This is a genomic window from Kitasatospora brasiliensis (genome assembly GCF_032654805.1).
Lineage (GTDB): Bacteria > Actinomycetota > Actinomycetes > Streptomycetales > Streptomycetaceae > Kitasatospora > Kitasatospora brasiliensis.
In genome coordinates, this window is the sequence record NZ_JAUOOW010000007.1 from 199,548 (window position 1) to 219,937 (window position 20,390).

At 73.5% G+C, this 20,390-nt stretch carries 17 protein-coding genes; 8 read left to right on the forward strand and 9 right to left on the reverse strand.

Annotation, left to right across the window (positions count from 1 at the left end; all coding sequences use genetic code 11):
• Positions 1-122: 122 nt before the first annotated feature.
• From efeB to QWJ13_RS26880, 3 genes are all read right to left on the reverse strand, one after another.
• On the reverse strand, positions 123-1,454 hold the full coding sequence (gene efeB / locus QWJ13_RS26870; RefSeq protein ID WP_316527656.1) for an iron uptake transporter deferrochelatase/peroxidase subunit: 1,332 nt from the start codon (positions 1,452-1,454) through the stop codon (positions 123-125).
• A complete protein-coding gene (efeU, locus tag QWJ13_RS26875; protein WP_316527658.1) occupies positions 1,454-3,493 on the reverse strand; it encodes an iron uptake transporter permease EfeU in 2,040 nt (679 codons plus the stop codon). The genes efeB and efeU overlap by 1 nt, the downstream gene beginning before the upstream one ends.
• 243 nt (positions 3,494-3,736) lie before the next feature.
• Positions 3,737-4,063, reverse strand: a complete 327-nt coding sequence (locus QWJ13_RS26880; RefSeq protein ID WP_316527660.1) for a hypothetical protein — start codon at positions 4,061-4,063, stop codon at positions 3,737-3,739.
• A gap of 407 nt (positions 4,064-4,470) precedes the next feature.
• Between QWJ13_RS26880 and qcrB the strand changes: the two genes are divergently transcribed.
• The gene (gene qcrB / locus QWJ13_RS26885; protein ID WP_316527662.1) at positions 4,471-6,093 is read left to right on the forward strand and encodes a cytochrome bc1 complex cytochrome b subunit; all 1,623 of its coding nucleotides are present in this window, start codon (positions 4,471-4,473) and stop codon (positions 6,091-6,093) included.
• Positions 6,094-6,177: 84 nt separating this feature from the next.
• Here the strand turns inward: qcrB and QWJ13_RS26890 are convergent, their stop codons facing one another.
• Positions 6,178-6,507, reverse strand: coding sequence for a cytochrome C oxidase subunit I (locus QWJ13_RS26890; protein ID WP_316527664.1), 330 nt, complete (start codon positions 6,505-6,507; stop codon positions 6,178-6,180).
• Positions 6,508-6,776: 269 nt separating this feature from the next.
• Between QWJ13_RS26890 and QWJ13_RS26895 the strand changes: the two genes are divergently transcribed.
• From QWJ13_RS26895 to QWJ13_RS26905, 3 genes are all read left to right on the forward strand, one after another.
• Positions 6,777-7,391 carry a TetR/AcrR family transcriptional regulator gene (locus QWJ13_RS26895; RefSeq protein ID WP_316527666.1) on the forward strand — a complete coding sequence of 205 codons (615 nt, stop codon included), beginning with the start codon at positions 6,777-6,779 and terminating at the stop codon, positions 7,389-7,391.
• Positions 7,392-7,417: 26 nt separating this feature from the next.
• Positions 7,418-8,962 carry an FAD-dependent monooxygenase gene (locus tag QWJ13_RS26900; protein ID WP_316527668.1) on the forward strand — a complete coding sequence of 515 codons (1,545 nt, stop codon included), beginning with the start codon at positions 7,418-7,420 and terminating at the stop codon, positions 8,960-8,962.
• A gap of 89 nt (positions 8,963-9,051) precedes the next feature.
• Positions 9,052-9,483, forward strand: coding sequence for a YchJ family protein (locus QWJ13_RS26905; protein ID WP_316527669.1), 432 nt, complete (start codon positions 9,052-9,054; stop codon positions 9,481-9,483).
• Positions 9,484-9,516: 33 nt separating this feature from the next.
• Here QWJ13_RS26905 and QWJ13_RS26910 read toward each other — a convergent pair whose 3' ends face one another.
• Positions 9,517-10,461 (reverse strand): polysaccharide deacetylase family protein, encoded by a 945-nt coding sequence (locus tag QWJ13_RS26910; protein ID WP_316527670.1) that lies wholly within the window; start codon positions 10,459-10,461, stop codon positions 9,517-9,519.
• Positions 10,462-10,714: 253 nt separating this feature from the next.
• Here QWJ13_RS26910 and QWJ13_RS26915 point away from each other — a divergent pair, with 253 nt between their 5' ends.
• A complete protein-coding gene (locus tag QWJ13_RS26915; RefSeq protein WP_316527672.1) occupies positions 10,715-11,254 on the forward strand; it encodes a GNAT family N-acetyltransferase in 540 nt (179 codons plus the stop codon).
• A gap of 6 nt (positions 11,255-11,260) precedes the next feature.
• Here QWJ13_RS26915 and QWJ13_RS26920 read toward each other — a convergent pair whose 3' ends face one another.
• Positions 11,261-12,250, reverse strand: a complete 990-nt coding sequence (locus QWJ13_RS26920; RefSeq protein WP_316527674.1) for a carbohydrate kinase family protein — start codon at positions 12,248-12,250, stop codon at positions 11,261-11,263.
• A gap of 287 nt (positions 12,251-12,537) precedes the next feature.
• On the opposite strand from QWJ13_RS26920, the gene QWJ13_RS26925 reads away from it, so the two are divergent.
• Together QWJ13_RS26925 and QWJ13_RS26930 are read left to right on the forward strand one after the other, a co-directional pair.
• Positions 12,538-14,145 (forward strand): M1 family metallopeptidase, encoded by a 1,608-nt coding sequence (locus tag QWJ13_RS26925; protein WP_432277612.1) that lies wholly within the window; start codon positions 12,538-12,540, stop codon positions 14,143-14,145.
• Positions 14,146-14,525: 380 nt separating this feature from the next.
• Complete coding sequence (locus QWJ13_RS26930) at positions 14,526-14,747, forward strand: hypothetical protein (protein WP_316527675.1); 222 nt, start codon at positions 14,526-14,528, stop codon at positions 14,745-14,747.
• Positions 14,748-14,761: 14 nt separating this feature from the next.
• Here QWJ13_RS26930 and QWJ13_RS26935 read toward each other — a convergent pair whose 3' ends face one another.
• From QWJ13_RS26935 to QWJ13_RS26945, 3 genes are all read right to left on the reverse strand, one after another.
• Positions 14,762-16,348, reverse strand: a complete 1,587-nt coding sequence (locus tag QWJ13_RS26935; protein ID WP_316527677.1) for a sigma-70 family RNA polymerase sigma factor — start codon at positions 16,346-16,348, stop codon at positions 14,762-14,764.
• A gap of 161 nt (positions 16,349-16,509) precedes the next feature.
• Positions 16,510-17,481, reverse strand: a complete 972-nt coding sequence (locus QWJ13_RS26940; protein ID WP_316527679.1) for a CAP domain-containing protein — start codon at positions 17,479-17,481, stop codon at positions 16,510-16,512.
• Between the two features lie 115 nt (positions 17,482-17,596).
• Complete coding sequence (locus QWJ13_RS26945; protein ID WP_316527681.1) at positions 17,597-18,076, reverse strand: GNAT family N-acetyltransferase; 480 nt, start codon at positions 18,074-18,076, stop codon at positions 17,597-17,599.
• A 527-nt stretch (positions 18,077-18,603) separates the two neighbouring features.
• Here QWJ13_RS26945 and QWJ13_RS26950 point away from each other — a divergent pair.
• Positions 18,604-20,148, forward strand: coding sequence for an ATP-dependent DNA ligase (locus QWJ13_RS26950; RefSeq protein WP_316527682.1), 1,545 nt, complete (start codon positions 18,604-18,606; stop codon positions 20,146-20,148).
• Positions 20,149-20,390 lie beyond the last annotated feature (242 nt).

Sequence of the window (20,390 nt, forward strand, 5' to 3'; positions counted from 1 at the left end):
CTTGAAGCTCTTCAAGCCCTTGAGGCCCTTGAAGCCCTTGAAGCCCTTGAAGCCCTGAAGCCACCGAACGACACGGCGGGCCTGGCGCGTCAGCAGCACCGGGCCCGCCGTGGCACCCACCGTCAGACGGCCGCCAGCAGCCCGCGCCCGAGCCAGTCGGCGTTGTCCTTCACCCCCGGCAGGACGAAGAAGTACCCGCCGCCGGTCGGCGAGATGTAGTCCACCAGCGGCTCGCCGACCAGCCGGGTCTGGGTGGCCTCGAACTGCCGCACCACGTCCTGCTGGTAGCAGCAGAACACCAGGCCCATGTCCAAGTTCCCGGCCCGGTCGACGCCCCGGTCGTAGTTGAAGCCCCGTCGCAGGATGCGCGAGTTGTCGGTGTCCGCGGTACGCGGGTTGGCCAGCCGGATGTGCGCGTCGAGCGGGATCGCCTTGCCCTCCGGGTCCTTGGCGAAGTCTGGCGCGTCGGTCTCCCGACTGCCGTCCAGCGGCGCGCCGGTGTCGCGGCGGCGGCCGAACATCTTCTCCTGCTCGGCGAGGGTGACGCGGTCCCAGAACTCGATCAGCATCCGGATGATCCGGATCACCTGGTAGCTGCCCCCGGTCGCCCAGGCCGGCTCGCCCGTCCCGTCGGTGACCCAGACCAGCCGGTCCATCTCACGCGCCGAGGCGGTGTCCGGGTTGACGATGCCGTCCTTGAAGCCGAGCAGGTTGCGCTGCGCGCCGTCCGGACGGGACTGGTTCTGGAAGCCGTCGATCCGCCAGAGGATCTGCATCGCGCCCCGGGTGTGCCGGGTGATGTCGCGCAGCGCGTGCAGCACCGTGTCCTGGCGGTCGGCGCAGATCTGGAGCGAGAGGTCGCCGTGCAGTTCGGCGGCCTGGAGGTTGTCGTTGGGGAAGGTCCGCATCGGCGTGAGCTTGACCGGCTTGGCCTTGGCCAGTCCGTAGCGGTCGTCGAAGAGCGAGGCGCCGACGCCGACGGTGACGGTCAGGTGGTCGGCGGGGACGGTCGGGCCGAGCAGGCCGCTGTCCGACGGCGGCGCGCCGACGCCGAGGTCCGGCGGGGTGCCGCCGGCGGTGAGGAAGCGGATCCGCTCGGTGAGGGTCCGCAACAGTGTCTCCAGGCCCTTGCGGTCCTGGGCGATCACCTGGCAGGAGACGAAGGCCGCGAAGCCCGGGGCCGCGGTGGTGATGCCGGCCTGGTGGTCTCCGTGGAACGGCACCGCCCCGCTCTTCTCCTGCTTGTCGTCCCCGGCGGCGGCCGGGCCGGCGCCGAGGCTGAGGGCGCCGCCGGCCAGCACGACCGCTCCGGCGCCCGCGCCGAGCGCGGCCCGGACGAAGCTGCGCCGGGCCGGGCCGGCCGGGCAGCCGCCCTGGGCAGCCGTCTCGACGGAGACGGCCGCGGCGGTGTGCGGGAACGGGCAGGAGCCGGTGGCTGCGGCGTGGTCGGTCATCAGGCGGCCTTCCGGATTTCGAGCAGGGCGGGGACGGGGGCGAGGTCTTCGAGCAGCTGGCCGGTGGCGCCGTCGAGCTGCCGGCGGGCGTCGGCGGAGAGCCGGTCGACCGGGGTCCAGCCCTCGGGCTGGTGGGCGGCGGCGAGCAGGTCGCCGACCCGCTTCATCCCGGCGTTCACCCGGACGAGCACCTGCGGGTCCCGCTCGTCGAGCAGCGGCTGGAGCAGGGTCAGCAGCTCCTGGGTGCCGGTCAGGTTGGCCTGGGCGGTGGCCAGGTTGGTGCCGCTGCCCATGTCGGTGTCGCCGGTCAGCTCGAACTGGAGGGTGTTCTCCAGGATCTCGTGGGCGCGCAGCGGCAGGTCGCCCGGGGCGAAGTCCTGGGCGGGGAAGTCGTGCGCCAGCTGGGCGACGTCCTGTGCCAGCCCGTCGGCCAGGGGCGTCAGCTCGGCGGCGGACTGGCCGTGCCAGAGGCCGTACTCCAGCCGCAGGAAGCCGGTGAAGCCCGGGTCGCGCTCCTTGTCGGCGAGGCCGTCCGGGCGCCCGTCGATCTTGCCGTCGAGGTCGGCGAAGGTGCCGTACGCGGCACCGAGCGAGGCGTACTGGAGGTGGGCGGTGAGCCAGTCGGCCTTGGCGGTGGCGAGGTCGCCGGAGTGCACGTCGGCCTGGAGCTTCCGGCTCTGCGTCACCAGTGTCGCGAGGCCCTGCTCGACGTACGCCTTGTAGTTGTCGAGCGGCGCCTTGAGGTCGTCCTCGGCGACCGGCTTGACGGCCTTGACCTCGGTGCCGCCGTTGACGTGCACGGTGGCCGAGGTGACGGACTTCCCGCCGGTGGGCACGCAGCGCCAGGCGTAGTCGCCGGAGCCGATGGTGGCGGTCAGGGCGCGGGTGGTGCCGGGGGCGAGGCCCTCGATCTCGCCGTAGACCGCGCCGGTGGCCGGGTTGACCAGGTAGACCTCGGAGACCTTGTCGCCGGTGTTGTGCATCTGGAACACCTGCTGACCGGGCTGCGGTCCGGCGAAGCCCTTGCCGCAGTCCTGCTCGGAGACGGCGACGGTGGCGGAGCTGTCCTGCTTTCCGTCGCTGATCGCGATCACCGCGCCGGCCACCACCACCGGGACGGCGATCGCCGCGGTCGGCAGCACCCAGCGCGGCCGCCCGGCCCGCACCGGCTCGGCCTGGGCGGTCTTCTCCGTGGTCGGAGCGGCCGCCGTGGCCGGGGCGCTCTTGCCGCCCCGGACCCCTTCGACGAACAGCGTCATCACGATGCCCAGGTACGCGACGTAGCCGACGACCTGGAGCACCGTCATGGTGACGGTCAGGTTGAGGGTGCCCTGCACCAGCGTCGCGTACCAGGACGAGGCGTCCAGGGGCCCGCTCAGGTCGAAGGCGTACGAGCTGACGCCGCCGATCAGGCCGGACTCCTGCAAGTCGCGCAGCCCGTAGCCGAGCACGCCCGCGGCGACGACGATCAGACCGACGCCGGTGATGGTGAAGAACCGGGTGAGGTTCATCTTGAGGGCCCGCCGGTACAGCCCCCAGCACAGCCCGGCCGAGAGCACCAGGCCCACGGCCGCGCCGATCAGCGGCCCGGTGGACTCCCCGGCGGTGCGCACGTTCGTCCACAGGAAGAGCGAGGTCTCCAGGCCTTCGCGGGCGACCGCGAGGAAGCTGGTGAGCACCAGCGCGCCGGCGCCCATCGCCAGCGAGGCCTGCACCTTCTCCTTGATCTCGGCGGAGAGGGTGCGCGCCGAGCGCCGCATCCAGAACACCATCGCGGTGACGAAGCCGACCGCGATCAGGCTGAGCACCCCGCCGAACGCCTCCTGGGCGTGGCCGGAGAGGTTGGCGGCGGTGAAGGTGAGCACCGCGCCGAAGCTCAGACTGAGCGCGACGGCCGCCGCGACGCCCGTCCACACCTGGGGCAACCGGGTCTTCTGGTCCGCTCGGACCAGCGTGGCGATCAGGATGGACACGATCAGTCCGGCTTCCAGGCCCTCGCGCAGCCCGATCAGGAAGCTGGGAAACGCCTCGTCCCACATGCGGCGGGCTCCTCCCCCGGGGTCGCCCCGGGTCGTTCACCTGTCCTCGACCCCGCCGCGACGGCGGTGGGGCGGCACAGCCGCGGCGCCCCGGACACTGCGGTCCGGGGCGCCGCGGCTTAGCTTAGGCAAACCTTAGAGCCGACCGGGTCAACAGCACCCCCTGGGCAGGTAAGAGTTCGGTAATGAGACCATCTGACCATCGGTCAAACCGGCAGGTGGGAGATCGTCAGGAGCCCCGCGTCACCCCCACCACTGCTCCGGCACCGGCTCCGGCTCGGACGACTCGGGGACCGTCACCGGTTCGGCGGAACGCACCAGCAGATCACCCTCCTCCGTCCCGGCGACCAGGTAGCCGCACTCGCGCAGCACGACCGCGGCCGCGCCGCTCAGCGCCGCGAGCGCCTCCCGGGAGGGCGTCCCACCCGGCTCCGCGCCCGGCGTCCAGCCGACCACCACGCCCTCGGGGTGACGGTCGATCCACAGCGGCGAGGAGCCCGGCCCGGTGTCGAACCCGGCGCGGCCCAGGGCCTCGGTGACGTCCTCGAAGAGTTCACGCTGATCCACCATTGGCGCAGCGTAGGCCCCGGACCGTACGACCCCCGGACGCGGCGCGCGCCGAATCGGTTCAGCGGCACTCGACCGCAGCATCGGGGCCCGTTGGGCCGACCGAGGGCCAGCCGATCGGGCGTCAGGGCCCCCGTCCGGCCCGACACGCACGGCCGGACGGGCCGATGGACGTGCACAGTCGGCCCCCTGCCGACAGCATGACAGAGTAAGCGCTCCATCACCCTGAGCAACGGGTCCCGCGGAACACCTGGTCCACGCGCCGGTCCGGCCGGCGGGCCCGTATCGAGAGGTCCCATGATCACAACACTTCGCCGGCCGGCGTTCCCGCCGGCGGGCCTCCAGCACGGTACGCCGAGGACGCCGGGGAGCCCGTCGTGAGAGCCGACCAGCAGTCTCAGCCGGGACCGGTGACCACCACGCGCGCCAACCCCGCCAACAAGGCCGAGGCCCTGGCCGACTGGACCGACGGCCGGCTCGGCATCTACTCCCTGGCCAAGTCCAACCTGCGCAAGATCTTTCCCGACCACTGGTCCTTCATGCTGGGCGAGATCGCGCTCTACACCTTCGTCATCATCATCCTCACCGGCGTCTGGCTCACCATGTTCTTCACGCCGAGCATGGGAGAGGTCGTCTACGACGGGTCGTACGTCCCCCTCAGGGGCATCCCGATGTCCGAGGCGTTCTCCTCGACCGTCAAGATCAGCTTCGATGTGCGCGGCGGCCTGCTGATGCGCCAGATCCACCACTGGGCGGCGGTCGTCTTCATCGCCTCGATGCTGACGCACATGCTGCGCGTCTTCTTCACCGGGGCCTTCCGCAAGCCGCGCGAGCTCAACTGGGTCTTCGGCGCGCTGCTGCTGATCCTCGGCATGTTCGACGGCTTCATGGGCTACTCGCTGCCCGACGACCTGCTCTCCGGCACCGGCATCCGGTTCATGGAGGGCGCCGTCCTGTCCATCCCGATCGTCGGGACGTACCTCCAGTTCTTCATGTTCGGCGGCGAGTTCCCGGGCACCGACATCATCCCCCGGCTGTTCACCGTCCACGTCCTGCTGATCCCGGGGATCATGCTGGGCCTGCTCGCGGCGCACCTGATCCTGGTCTTCTACCACAAGCACACCCAGTTCGCCGGGCCCGGTCGGACCAACACCAACGTGGTCGGCATGCCGCTGATGCCGGTCTACATGGCCAAGGCCGGCGGGTTCTTCTTCCTGGTCTTCGGCGTGGTCGCGGTGATGTCGGCGATCGCCACGATCAACCCCATCTGGGCGTACGGCCCGTACCGTCCGGACCAGGTGACCACCGACGCCCAGCCGGACTGGTACATGGGCTTCTCCGAGGGCCTGATCCGCGTGATGCCCGGCTGGGAGATCAGCGTCTGGGGCGGCCACACCCTCAACCTCGGGGTGTTCCTCCCGCTGATGGTCTTCCCGCTCGTGCTGCTGGCCATCTGGTGCTACCCGTTCCTGGAGGCCTGGATCACCGGGGACCGGGGCGAGCACCACATCGCCGACCGGCCGCGCAACGCCCCGGTCCGCACCGCCTTCGGCGTGGCCTGGATGAGCCTCTACCTGCTCCTGCTGGCCGGCGGCGGCAACGACCTGCTGGCCACCCACTTCCACCTCTCGATCAACGCGATCACCTACGCGGTGCGGATCGGCTTCTTCACCGTGCCGGTGGTCGCCTTCGTGATCACCAAGCGGTGGTGCCTGGGCCTCCAGCGGCGGGACAAGGAGAAGGTGCTGCATGGCCGGGAGACCGGCGTCATCAACCGGCTCCAGCACGGCGAGTTCATCGAGGTGCACGCCCCGCTGCCGCAGGGCCGGCTCTACACCCTCACCTCGCACGACCAGCCGCAGCCCTCCGAACTGCCGCCCGAGGTGGACGAGAACGGGGTGGCCCGCAAGGCCGGGCTGTGGACCCGCGCGCGGGTGAAGCTCTCCCGCGGCTTCTACGGCGAGGGCAGCCAGATCGCCAAGCCCACCGTCGAGGAGCACAAGGAGATCAGCAGCGGCCACGGCCACCACTGATCCCTCGTCGGCACCGCAAAGGGGCCCGCTGCGCCGGAGACGGCACAGCGGGCCCTCGTCACGCCCGGGTCCGACAGGGGGCGCTCAGCCGCGCAGGACGGCCGGGACGACGGCGAACAGTGCCGCCGCCAGGGTGACGGAGAGGCAGAGCGCGGCCCAGCGGGCGCAGATCCGGCGGCACTCGGCGCGGTAGCGGGCGGCCAGTCGGCGGCAGCGCTCGACCGCGCGGTCGACGACCTCCTCGGCGTAGCGCAGCCGGTCGGCGGCGTAGGCCTGTTCCAGGCTCTCCCGCTCCGCCGCCGGCAGCCACGGGAACTGCCCGGCGAACGCGCGGGCGTCCCGTTCGGCCGCCGCGACCTCCGCCTCCCAGGCCAGGAATCCCTCGATGCGGGCGAACTCCGTCCGGGAGTTCACCCGGGCGCCGCCGGCGGGCCTGCCCTGACGGGGGCTCCGCGCTCTCGGCGGACGCTGTCTGCCACCCATGACCGCTCCTCAGTCCTGTCGAGTCGTCCCCCCGAAAACCTGCGGGGCTCGGACCCCACTGGGGATCGCTCCGCGACCAGGCAACTACTACCAGCGACGAACCGCAGGTGGCGGGCGGCTCGCCACGGCCCGCACGGCGGGGAAAACTTGCGCGTCACGCACTATTGCGCAGCGCGCACTTTTCGCGGGACAGTGGTCCCATGACGAAGGGTCAGCCAGGACTGCGGGAACGGAAGAAGGCCGCGACGCGGGAGGCGCTCAGCTGGGCGGCACTGCGGCTGGCGGCGGAGCGGGGACTGGAGAACGTCCGGGTGGAGGACATCGCGGCCGCCGCCGGGGTGTCCCCGCGCACGTACAACAACTACTTCTCCAGCAAGGCCGAGGCGATCGTCCACCGACACCGCGACCGCGTGCAGCGGTCCGCCGAGGCGCTGCGCCGCAGGCCCGCCGGAGAGCCGCTCTGGGAGGCGCTCACCCGGGCCCTGCTGGAACCGTACGAGAGCGCGGGCGAGCAGCCGGACCCGCGGTGGATCGCCGCCATCCGGCTGCTGCTGCGCGAGCCCGCGCTCCAGGCGGAGCTGATGCGCGACGGGGCGGCCACCGCGGCCGGACTCACGGCCGCGGTGGCCGCCCGGACCGGTACCGACCCGGACCGGGACCTCTACCCGAAGCTGGTCACCGCGGCCGCGCTCGCCGCGATCAAGGCCGCCAACGACCAGTACCTCACCGCCGAGCCGCCGGTGCCGTTCCCGTCCCTGCTCGCCGAGGCGTTGCGCCAGCTGGCGGCCGGGCTGCCCGATCCGTCACACCGGTGAACTCACCGCATTCGAGGGGATTCGAGATGACCAACGATGTCGTCATCGTCGGGGCCGGCCCGGTCGGGCTGTTCCTGGCCGGTGAGCTGGCACTGGCCGGAGTCCGGCCGGTGGTGCTGGACCGGCTGCCCGCGCGCTCGGGCGAGCAGAGGGCCAATGGGCTGGTCGGCCAGGTGCTCCGGCTCCTCGACCACCGCGGCCTGTACCAGCCGATCAGCGGCCTCCCGGGCGCGCCGCGGCCCGTAGCGCGCTTCGTGTTCGGCGCCTTCCCGCTGGAGCTGGACCGGCTCGACCACAACCCGCTGTACGCCGCGCCCGTGCCCCAGCACCGGATCGAGGAGGTGCTGGAGGAGCGCGCCCGCGAGCTGGGCGTCACCGTGCGCCGCGACTGCGAGGTCACCGGCTTCCGTCAGGACCCGTCCGGGGTCACCGTCGATGTCCACGGCCCGGACGGCGCCGGGCAGTTGCGCGCCCGCTACCTGGTCGGCGCGGACGGCGGCCGCAGCACCGTCCGAAAGCTCGCCGGGATCGGCTTCCCCGGAGTCACCTCCGCCGACCCGGTCTTCCGGGTCGCGCACGTACGGCCGCCCGAGGGGCTGCGCCTCACCGACAGCGGCGAGGTCCTGCTGCCGGGCTGCCCGACCCCGTTCCCCTTCTACACCCACACCCGCACCGACCACGGCGTGTTCGTCATCGCCCCGTTCGACCCGGACGCCGTCATGATCGCCACCATGGAGTGGGGCGGCCCCCCGGTGGACCAGCGGACCCCGCTCACCCTGGACGAGCTGCGCGCCGGCATCCACCGGGTCACCGGCGCCGATCTGCCGCTCGCCCCGGCCCGCACCGCCGGACCGTTCACCCCGCGCCGCACCGTCGGCCACAACACCCGACTCGCCGAGCGCTACCGCGACGGCCGGGTGCTGCTGGTCGGCGACGCCGCCCACGTGCACGCCGCGACCGGCGGCCCCGGTCTCAACCTCGGCCTCCAGGACGCCGCCAACCTCGGTTGGAAGCTCGCCGCCGAGCTGCGCGGCTGGGCCCCGCCCGGCCTGCTGGACAGCTACCACCGCGAGCGCCACCCGATCGGCGAGCGGGTCTTCATGCACTCCCAGGCCCAGATCGCGCTGATGTCCCCCGGCCCCGGGACCACCGCCGTGCGCGCCCTGTTCGGCGAACTGCTGGAACAGCCGGACAACCTCGGCCGGATCGCCGCACTGATGGCGGGCAGCGATGTCCGCTACCAGGTCGACTGCCCGCACCCGCTGGCCGGCCTCTTCGTGCCGGAGCTCACCGCGAGCACCGCCGAAGGGCCCGTCCGGATCGCCGAACTCGCCCGCGCCGGACGCCCGTTGCTGATCGACCTCACCGGTGGGACGCTCGGACTCGAAGGCCCGGCGGCGGGCTGGAAGGACCGGGTCGACCTGGTGACGGCCGACTGCGCGCAGCCGCCGGCCGGGGCACTGCTGCTGCGCCCGGACGGCTACGTCGCCTGGGCCGCCGACTCCGGCCGGGCCGACCCGGACGGACTGGTCCGGGCGCTGCGCCACTGGTTCGGCGCCGGCCGCTCCTGAGGGCGGGTGCCCGAGTGCGGGCGGGGCCGTCGCCGCCGCTCGCCGGGGTGGCCGAGGAGCCGCCGGACCGGTGGGGGACAATGGACGGCATGTCCCGACGTCGTTCCGCGCCCCGTGCCGCCGCACCCCGACTGCTGCCCTCCTCGCCCTGCCCGTGCGGCCTGCCCGCCACCTACGGCGACTGCTGCGGGCGGCTGCACCGGGGCCAGACGGCGGCCGCCACCGCCGAGTCCCTGATGCGTTCCCGGTTCAGCGCCTTCGCCGCGCAGGACGAGGCCTACCTGCTGCGCACCTGGCACCCGGACACCCGGCCCGCCGAGGTCGATTTCGACCCGGGGCTGCGCTGGACCGGGCTGGAGGTGGTCGCCACCACCGAGGGCGGCGCGTTCCACGCCGAAGGCACGGTCGCCTTCCGGGCGCACTGGACCGAGGGCGGCGAGGAGGGCGTGCTCACCGAGAACAGCCGCTTCGTGCGGTACGAGGGCGCCTGGGTGTACCTCGACGCCCTCTCGCTCGGCTGAGCCGCCCTCCGTCGGCGCCCGCTCCGACGGCCGCTACAGGTAGTCGTCCAGCCGGGCCAGGGCGAAGCCCTGCGCGGTCGCGTCGTTGACGACCTTGCGCAGCAGGTCCGGCATGGAGGCGTTCCAGATGTCGGTGCCCCGGAAGTGGGTCAGGATGATGTCGCCCGAGTGCAGCTTCTGGTCGTCGTAGCGCCACTCCATGTGGTCCGGGAAGGCCTCCTCGTTCCACATCGGCACCGCCTGCACCCCGCAGGAGGCCGCCGCGCGCAGCGTGTCGTCGTTGTACTCGCCGTACGGCGGCCGGAACAGCCGGGGGCGGACGCCGATCTGCTCCTCCAGCTGGTCCTGCTGGGTGCAGATCTCCTCGCGCTGGGTCTCGTAGTCCAGGACCTTCAGGTTGCGGTGGTTGATCGTGTGGTTGTTGATCTCCACGCCCTGGGCGTGCAGGTCGCGGAAGTAGCCGTAGTTCTCGCGGGCCAGGTAGTCGGAGACGTAGGTGCTGAGCGGGATGCCCAGCTCCTTGGCCATCCGGGAGAACTCCGGGTCCTTCTCGGCGCCGTCGTCGACGGTCAGGAAGACGACGTTGTCGTCGGTCGGCACCCGGAAGACGACGGGCGGGCGGCCGTCCGCGAGCTTGACGCCCTGCACCGGGGTGAGCTCGACCTTGCTCGCCGGACGCGGCGGGGCCTTCAGTGGCACTTGGTCAAGGCCCCAGCGCTGGGCGGTCTCCAGCGCGGCGCGGTCGGCGTCCTCGGCGGCGCCGACCTCCGAGGCGTCGGCCGGGGCGGCGGGTGCCGCGTTCGCCTCGGCGGGGGCGGCCGGTACCGCGTTCGCCTCGGCGGGGGCTGCCTTCGGCGCGGCGGGCGCGGCCGGGCCGACCGAACCTGCCGGACCGGCCGGACTGGCGCAGCCGGCGAGGACGGCGGAGAGGCAGACGGTGGCCAGCAGGCCTGCCCGGTGCCGCTGATCCCCCCTCAAACTCCGACTTTTACGACAAACTGATGGTCTGTTCATGGGTGCACTGCTCCCCCACCGCGCACCACCGCCAATCCCCTCGTCACCCGCCCGGGGCAACGACCCACCGAGGACCTTGCCGTTCCTTTGCCCGGCCGGCCGATCGCGGCCCCTCCGGGGCAGCGGGTCGGCCGGCAGGCTGGTCGGCGGTCTGGTCGGGGGCGGCGGGCCTGGAAAACCGATTGCGCCGACGGCCCTCGAACCGGATCATGCGCGCATGACGAACACCGCGCTCCACCGATCCGACCTCTGGACCGTCGCCCCGGCCGACGTGACCGCCCCCGAGGCCCTCGGCCTGCTGCGCGAGTACTACTACGAGGTGGCCAACCGGTACTACCGGCTGCACCTCGGCCGGGAGGGCACCCCCGAGGAGCTGGAGTCCGGCCTGGCCGACTCCCCCAGCGACGACCTCGTCGCCCCCGACGGCCTCTTCCTGATCGGCCGCCACGACGGCGTCGCCCACTCCTGCGCCGGCCTGCGCCGGCTCGACGCCGCCACCGTCGAGCTGACCCGCGTCTTCGTCCGCCCCGGCCTGCGCGGCACCGGCGGCGGCACCGCGCTGCTGGCCGCCGTCGACCGGGCCGCCCGCTCCCTCGGCGCCGACCGGATCGTCCTCGACACCCGCCTCGACCTGGTCGAGGCCCGTGCGATGTACGTGCGCCGCGGGTACCAGGAGATACCCGCCTACAGCAGCGGCCCGTACGCCGAGGTCTGGTACGGGAAGGAACTGGCCGCCGTCGAGCGGCCGAGGGGCTGAGCGGGCCTACCCGACGTCGGCACCCGAGTAGGACTCCCGCCCGTCCGCCCGGGTGCCCGCCGACGCGCCGCCCGTCAGCGCCGCCGTGAGTTCGGCCGCCGTGGGCGGGTTGGCGCCCGGGCGGGCGACGGTCAGCGCTGCCGCCGTCACCGCTTGATTGAGGCAGGCGGGGAGATCGGCTGCGGTGGCGTGGGCGTGGAGGAAGGCGGACATGAAGGAGTCGCCCGCGCCGACGGTGTCCGCGACCGTCACCGGGACGGCCTCGGCCACGGCGTGTCCGCCCTCGACGGTGCGGGCGAACGCGCCTTCCGCACCGAGGGTGACCGCGACCACCGAGGGGCCGAGATCCAGCCAGCGCTCGGCGACCGCCTCGGGCCGCTCCCCCGGGTAGAGCCAGGCCAGGTCCTCGTCGCTGGCCTTGACCAGGTCGCTCAGCGCCACGCAGCGCTCGACCCGGCGGACGGCCTCGTCGTGCTCCCCCATCAGCGCGGGCCGCACGTTCGGGTCGTAGCTGACCCGCGCCTGCCCGCGCAGGCGCTCCACCAGTGCCAGGACCGATGCCGCGCCCGGTTCGGTGACGGCGGCGATCGAGCCGAGGTGGATCGCGGCCGGCGGCTCGATCTGCTCGCCTCGCCCGGTGAACCCAGTGGGCCCGGTGAGCCCGGTGAGCCCGGTCGCCGGGAGCGTCCAGCGGATGTCGAAGGTGTAGTGGGCCCGCCCCTGCTCGTCCAGTTCGACCACGGCCGAAGGCGTCCGGGCGACCTCCGAGGCCCGCACCCGTACGCCCGCCGACTCCAGGTGCCGCCGGATCAGCCGGCCGTTGGCGTCCGGCCCGAGCTCGGTGAGCAGCGTGGCCGGGTGGCCCAGTCGGGCCAAGCCGTAGGCGACGTTCGCCGGGCTGCCGCCGGGGTGCACCCGGTCCGGTCCCTCACCCGTGCGGACGATGTCGGCGACGCACTCGCCGACCACCAGAACGGGGGAAGCTAGGCTGGTCACGGCGGCTCCTGGCATCCGGTACGCGGGCGTCGTCTCGTCTCGGCAGCCAGCCTACGGGGTGGCGCGCGCCGGGGCCCACGGTGCCAGGGCATGAGAGTACGGCCGCCGGACCTGGCCAGGAGTTCCGACGGCCGTGGCTCGTCCGTCAGGGGACGAAGCACTCCCGACGTTAGTCCGTACCCGGGGGCCCCGCCATCACCGTAGGCCGTCCGGGGGACGACGGTGTGTCACCGGAGCGCCCGGCTCTCCCCTGTCCCGGGAATCACCGGGGCACGGAAGTCATCCGAATGGCTCCCTTGCCGGTCCGACAATCCACTAGCATCGGCGCTTCCGTTCCCGCTCGTGAAGTGCGGTGGTCACCCTTGCCCAGGCCCCGTGCCGGTCTCGTCCTGTCGCTCGTGCTCAGCGCGGCGCTGCTGGCCGCGAGCGTGCCGACCGCCGATGCCGCCGACGGGCTGGGCGATCCGGTCTTCCCCTCGCTCGGGAACGCCGGGTACCGGGCGCTCGGGTACGACCTGGCCTTCGACTACCGGGCCGACAGCCGGACGGTGGGCGGCACCGCCGTGATCACCGTACGGGCCGACCGCAGGCTGGCCCGGCTGGAGCTGGACGCGCTCGGGCTGGCCGTGCGCAGCGTCCGGGTCGACGGCCGGCCGGCGGGCTTCGCCGCCCACGACGAGAAGCTGACGGTCACCCCGGCCAGGCCGTTCCTCCCGGGCGAAGTCGCCCGGCTGACCGTCGAGTACACGGCCGACCCCCGCGCCAAGCTGCCGCACACCGGCTGGGTCCCCACCGCGGACGGCTTCGCGGTGGCCGGCCAGCCGAACAGCGCGCACACCGTGTTCCCGTGCGACGACCACCCGAGCGACAAGGCCCGGTTCGCGATCGCGGTGACCGCCCCGGACGGTCTCCTGGGCGTCGCCAACGGGGAGTTGGCGGCCACCGAGCACCTCGGCGACGGCCGCACCACCCGCCGGTACGTCTCCCGGGAGCCGATGGCCACCGAGCTGGTCCAGGTCTCGGTCGGCGACTACACCGTGCGCGAGCGCACCGGACCGCACGGCCTGCCGCTGCGCGACGTCGTGCCGACCGCCCGCGCCGCCGAGCTGGAGCCCGCGCTCGATCTCACCGCCGGTCAGCTCGCCTGGGCCGAAGCCCGTCTGGGGCCGTTCCCGTTCGAGACGTACGGAATCCTGCCGGCCGACACCGACGATCCGGCCGCGTTCGCCTTCACCGGACTGGAGACCCAGACGCTCACCCTCTACAAGCCGAACTTCCTGCGCCAGCCGGAGCCGGTGATCGGCTCGCACATGATGCACGAGCTGGTCCACTCCTGGTTCGGCGACAGCGTGTCCCCCGCCAGGTGGTCCGACCTCTGGCTCAACGAGGGCCACGCCGACTACTACGGCCTGGCGTACCGCTACGAGCGCGGCTGGCCGGACAGCGGCGGCCACACCACGCTGGTCGACCGGATGCACCAGCTCTACGGACTGGGCGACCAGTGGCGGCACGACTCCGGGCCGGTCGCCTCCCCCACCGCGGCCGCGCTCTTCGACAGCCAGCGGTACACGGGCGGCGCGCTGGTGCTGTTCGCCCTGCGGGAGAAGGTCGGAGCCGACACCTTCGACCGGATCGAGCGCACCTTCCTGCGCGAGCACCGGTACGGGACCGCGACCACCGAGGACTACGTCCGGACGGCCTCGGCGGTGTCCGGGCAGGACCTGCGGGGCTTCCTCCGCGACTGGCTGTACGGGCTGCGGACACCACCGATGCCGGGGCATCCGGACTGGGTGGTGGGCCCGGTCGGAACGGCAGGTCCGGTGGTGTCGGCCGGGGAGGGTGGGGCCGTCGCGGCGGGCGGGCCCTCGGTGCCACGGGGCTCCGGGACGCTCTGACGGCTCGGCTGGGGCTCCTGGTGCACGCCCGGCGCGCCGCCGTGCGTCCGATCACCCTTCGCACGCCCCTGACCGACGGGGGCGGGTGGGGCCATGGTGGTCCCCACGGCCCGCCCGCCGCCCGGCACAGTCCCGGTCGGCTCGCGGGCCGTCCAACGTTCCCGCGCGATCCGCACCGTGAGCGGGCGACCTCTCTGCCGTCTCGTTGTCAGTGGTGGGTGCTAGCGTCCCCAGCACGATCGGACGAATGAACGGGGGTCTCCTGATGGGCGTCGAACTACGGCTCAGCGGTGGGCTCATAACCGGGCTGCGCCGGTAGGCCGTACGGGGCGTAACCCTTCCGGCGCAGCGTCGTTGGACCGGCCATGAAGAAGCGCAGCATGCTTGCCGTTGCCTCGCTCGCCGTCGGCGTCGTGGCCTCCCTCACCGCGCCGAGCGCGCACGCCAGTGCCGTGGGCGGGCAGGAGGGGCTGCCCGGGCCGCTGAGCAGTGCTCCGGATGTGGTGACCGGGCAGGTCGGTGACGCGGGCGGTGTCCTCGGAGAGGCCACGGGCTATGCGACCGGGTCGGCGAACGGCCTGGTGGCGGTCACCCCGGCGTAGTCCCTGCTGATGGGTCAGGACATCGGGGCTCCGAGGTCCTGGGTCCAGTAGGGGGTGCCGGCCGAGCTGGTGGCGAAGCCGACGCCGATGTCCTTGAATCCGCAGTCGAGCATGTTGGACTGGTGGATTCCGCCGTCCATCCAGCGGGCGAAGACGGCGGCCGGGGTGGTCGGACCCCGGTCGATGTTCTCGCCCCACTGGGACCAGCGGTAGCCGGCAGCGATGATCCGGGCGTCGGTACGGACACCGTCCGGATTGACGTGGTCGAAGAAGCCCCGGGTGGCCATGTCGTCCGCGTGCTTCTGGGCCGAGCCGTGCAGCTTGGGGTCGAGTCGCAGCGGGGTGCAACCCGCTTTGGCGCGTTCGGCGTTGACCAGGTCCACCAGCTGGCGTTCCGGGTTGGGCTGCGGTATCGCGGCGACGGTGCGGGTCGCGGTCACGGTCGGCGTCGCTGTGGGCGTCGGGGTCGCGCTCTCCGTGGGCTTCGGTGTCGCGGTGGGCGTGGGCGGGACGGCGGCAGGTACGGCGGCGACGGTCGGGGTGTCCAGGGCCGCGACCGGGGCGGCGGGCTCCGGTGCCGTCGGCCGCCCGGGTTCGTCGGCCTGCGGCCAGACCAGGGCGAGGGTGGTCACGGCCACGGCCGCGGCCGCCCCGCTGACCAACACGGCCTTGCGGGCCGCGCTACCGGCCCAGCCCCCGCGCCCGCCGCCTATGCCCGTGTGCGCTCCCGCTCCGGTGTGGGCGCCGCTGCCGGAGCCTGCTCCGCCGACGGCCGTCGAGGAGGTGACGGCGGCCGCGGTGTGCTGGAAGTGCAGCAGCACGGGCGAGTCGAGCGGGATCGGCACCAGGGCGAGGCCGGCCAGCAGCCCTTCGGCCGGGAAGAGGTCACGGCCGAGGCCGTCGCAGTCCGGGCAGTCGCGGATGTGGCGGGCGATGCGCTTGCGCCAGACCGAGTTCGGGGTGCCGTCGAATCCCGCGGTGAGCTCGGCCAGCCCGGGGCAGCGGGGGTAGGCACAGAGCGCGCGGACGACCATGCGGCCCGCTTCGAGCTGCTTCTTCATCCGCTGCACCCGCACGGCGGTGTGCTGGGGGCTCAGGCCGACGGCCTCGGCGAGTTCGGCACGGGTGAGCTCGCCGACGGCCTCCAGCCACCAGAGGGCGAGCAGCTCGCGGTCGTCCGGGTCCAGCCAGCGGGTGGCCTCGGCCACCTCACGGCGCTGGCCGGACAGGCCGAGGCGCAGGATGGTGAGGTCGGTGAAGTCGGCCCGCGGGTCGGCGACCTCCCAGGTCTCGTCCAGACCGCCGACGGTCGGCTGCTGTTGGCCTGCGGCGTGACGGCGGCGCACCTGGTTCATCGTGATGGCGACCAGCCAGGACCGGAAGGACTCCGGGTCGCGGAGCCCGTCCAGGCCGTCCAGGGCCCGGATCATGGTTTCCTGTGCGACGTCGTCCACGTCGGCATGGCCGTCGAGGGCGCGGCCGGCCACGTTGTAGACGAGCGGCAGCCAGGCGGCGACCAGCGCCTCCCGCGCCTGCCGGTCACCTGCCTGCGCCGCGAGCACCAGGGTGGTCCCGGTCCTGTTCTGCACATCAGCGTTCATGGTCCGCACTCCGTCTTGCCGTGTTTCCGTCCGCCGCTGCCTCCTCGGAGACCTGTGGGGAGTGATCAGATAACAACAATGTGCACGGAATCGGAAAATCGGCCCGGCAAGGCGGTCCCGTCTGGGCGGTCCGGGCTGCCGTCAGACCGGACCGGAGCCGGTCACTCCTCCGGGGCGGCGAAGACCTGCGTCCACCACGGACCGTTGGTGCCGGTCCGCACGCCCACGCCGAGCTGGTCGAAGGCGCAGTTCAGGATGTTGGCGCGGTGGCCGGGGCTGTTCATCCAGGCGTCCATCACGGCGGCCGGGTCCTTCTGACCGCGGGCGATGTTCTCGCCCCAGGTGCTCCAGCTGTAGCCGGCCGCCTCGATCCGGTGGTCGGCGTGCTCACCCTCGGGGCTGGCGTGGTCGAAGTAGTTGCGGTCGGCCATGTCATCGCTGTGCGACTGGGCCGCGCTCGCCAGCCGGGGCTCTGAGCTGACCGGTCCGCAGCCGGCCTTGGCCCGCTGGACGTTGACCAGGTCCACGACCTGCTGGGCGTACGACGGCGCTGCGCCCCCACCGGCCGGCGGGGCCGGACGCCGGGCTGCCGCCGGAGCGGCCGGGGCGGTGCGGCTGGGAGCCGGAGCCGCCTTGGCCGCGGTGCCCGTGGGAGTGGGGACGGCGGTCGGGGTGGCGGTGGCAGCGACCGTCGGTGAGGCCGCAACGGTGGCGGTCGGCGTAGCCGGGGCGCTCGTGGTGGCCGCCGGGTCGGTGGCCGTGGGGCTGCCCGGCAGCGGCAGGTCCCGGTTCGTCCCCCCGGTCCCGGGAACCTGGATGCCGTCGTGGGTGCCCAGCTCCGCGGCGATCAGCGTGTCGGCGGCCAGCGACTGGCCGGCCATGTCGCGGTCGGCCTGCTTGCCGCCGAACGCCGCGTAGCCCGCGCCGGCCAGCGCGGCGAACACCCCGGTGCCGGCCACCGCGGCGACGACAGCGACGACCGGCACGACCCCGCCGCGCCGCCCCCGTCGGCCGCGGCCGGAGTGCCGCTCGGCAGCCCGCCGCGCCGCGCGGCCGCGGGTACCGCTCCCGCTGCCGCCGTCGGCGCCGCCTCCGGCCGCCGGGAGGATGGTCGTCCTGTCGTCGCTGTTCACGTGGCCACGCTTTCTGTTCCGGGTCGACTGGTCGGGTGTCGACACTTGGGAGACCTCCCGGCGGGGCGTCGATAACAGAAACTCCGAACGAATGTCCGGCGGTCGCCTCGCTGGCTCAGCCGGCCGGGGTCTCCGGAGCCATGTCGTAGGTGATGAACCTGACCTGGGTGGCGACCTGGTCGTACTTGCCGCGGGCCCGGTAATTGTCCTCGGAGGTGATCCAGCGGACGGTGTTCCACCCGCGTTCGGCCGCGATTTCCCGCAGGCGGCCCAACAGCGCGTCCACCGCCCCGCCGCCCCGGACGTCCGGCGCCACGAACAGATCGTCCAGGAAACAGCCGACCGCCCCGTGCAGCGGCCGCGAGAACGGCCGGTAATGGGCCAACCCGACCGGCCGACCGTCCCCGTCCCGAACCAGCAGCCCCGACACCTCGTGCCCCGGGTCGGTGATCCAGGACCACACCAGCTCGATCTTCTCCTCCGGGCTCGCCACCCGGTAGAACTCGCAGTACCCACGGAAGAGTTCACGCCAGGCCGCGAAGTCGCCGGGCTCGGGCGCGGTGACACTCCAAGTGGTCGCGGTGGTCTCACTCATCTCGGTCTCCATCACTCAGCGAACGTTGCGAGCCATAAGCATGACGCCCCGTCGATTCCCCACAGATCACCACCCCGGCCAACCCCACCCGCGGCACACGCCACTCCGTCGCCTTGCCGAGTCCACCCGCCCGGCCCTACCCGATCGCTGACACGCGGGCCGGGACACGGGTCGCCGTACGAGCGCGGCTGGGTCCGCCGACCCAGCCCGGACACGAGTCCGGTCGGCCGCCTGCGACGCGGGTTCGGGGTGCTCAGTGTCGAGCGCCGGATGGATGAGCCCGCTCGCGGGGCGGGGATGCGGGCCCGTCCGGGGTCACCGACACGCGGGCGTGGATCCGGTGGGCCCGCTCACGCCGTGCGGGCGGGGTGTGGCTGGGCGCGCGCTGTGGAGCAAGGTGGTCGCCATGGGGGGTGTGGCCGGGCGGCCGTGGCCGTGCTGGGAGGTGGACGGTGCCGCGAGGTGGGTGGGTGAGGTCGTGGGGTGGGCCCGGGTGGGCGGATGCTGGTGGGGTTGGAGGTGATGCTGTGGCGGGGTTGTCGCGGTTGGCGGTGGTGTCGCGGGAGGTGGCGGCGCAGGCGGGCCGGCGGGTGAAGACGGGGTTGTTGGCCGGGTGTCTGCGGGAACTGGGGCCGGTGGAGGGGGCGGCGGCGGTGGCGTTGCTGTCCGGGGAGTCGCGGCGATTGCGGACGGGGGTCGGGCCGGCGGCGTTGCGGGGGTTGCCGGAGCCGGCCGTGGAGGCCTCGCTCGGGGTGCGGGAGGTGGAGCGGGAGCTGGAGCGGATCGCCGGGGTGCACGGGGCGGGGGCGCAGGCGGAGCGGCTGCGGTTGTTGCACGGTGTGTTCGCGCGGGCGACCGGGGTCGAGCAGGGGTTCCTGCGGGCGGTGCTGGTCGGGGATCTGCGGCAGGGGGCGTTGGACGCGGTGGTCGGGGACGCCGTGGCGCAGGCTGCCGGGGTGCCGGCGGCCGCGGTGCGGCGGGCGTTGATGTTCCGGGGGTCGGCCCGCGCGGTGGCCGAGGCGGCGCTGACCGGCGGGGAGCCGGCGCTGGCGGCGTTCCGGCTGGAGGTGGGCCGGGCGGTGCGGCCGATGCTGGCCGCCTCCGCCCCGGACGTGGCCACGGCGCTGGAGCGTACCGGTCCGGCGGCGCTGGAGTGGAAGCTGGACGGCATCCGGATGCAGGTGCATCGCGAGGGCGGTGAGGTCGCGGTGTTCACCCGTGGCCTGGACGACATCACCGCGCGCGTGCCCGAGGTGGTCGAGGCCGTGTCGGCGCTGCCGCTGCGTTCGGCGGTGCTGGACGGCGAGGCGGTCGCGCTGGGACCGGACGGGCGGCCGCGCCCGTTCCAGGAGACCGCCGCGCGCACCGCCTCCCGGCGGGACCCGGACCGGCTGCGCGCCGAGGTCCCGCTCGATGCCTGCTACTTCGACCTGCTGCACCGGGACGGCGAGGACCTGGTGGACCGTCCCGGCCGGGAGCGCTGGGCGGCGCTGGCCGAGGCGGTGCCGCAGGGCCTGCGGGTCGGCCGGGTCGAGACCGAGGACCGCGAGCGGGCGCTGGCCTTCTTCCGCGAGACGTTGGCGCTGGGGCACGAGGGCGTGCTGGTGAAGGACCCGGCGGCCCCGTACGCGGCCGGGCGGCGTGGCGCGGGCTGGATCAAGGTGAAGCCCCGGCACACCCTGGACCTGGTGGTGCTGGCCGCCGAGTGGGGCAGCGGACGGCGGCGCGGCTTCCTCAGCAATCTGCACCTGGGCGCCCGGGCGGCGGGCGATCCGGGGCTGGGGCCGTGGGTGATGCTCGGCAAGACCTTCAAGGGGCTGACCGACGAGACGCTCGCCTGGCAGACCGCCGAGCTGCTGGCCAGGGAGACCGAGCGGGACGCCTGGACGGTGCGGGTCCGGCCGGAACTGGTCGTCGAGATCGCGTTCGACGGGGTGCAGCGCAGCCCCCGCTATCCGGCCGGCCTCGCCCTGCGGTTCGCCCGGGTGGTGCGCTACCGGCCGGACAAGTCCGCCGCCGAGGCCGACACCGTCGCGACCGTACGGGAGATCGCCGCCGCCGAGGGACTGTGAACCGAGCGGCTGTGGAAGGAGGGTCGTGGCCGACGGCCGGAAGGCGCCGACCGGGAGCTGCCGGACGCCCGTTCGCCGGAGCGTCGTCCGTTCAAACCTGCAGCGCCGCCCGATGGCTCCGACGGGAACCGAATCGGCCATTCTCAACCATCCGGCCACGGCGCCATCCGTGGACGGAACAACGGCAGTTAGGTTGGCGATGACAACGAACCTCGGCCGCCGGGCAGTCGGCGGCACACTGG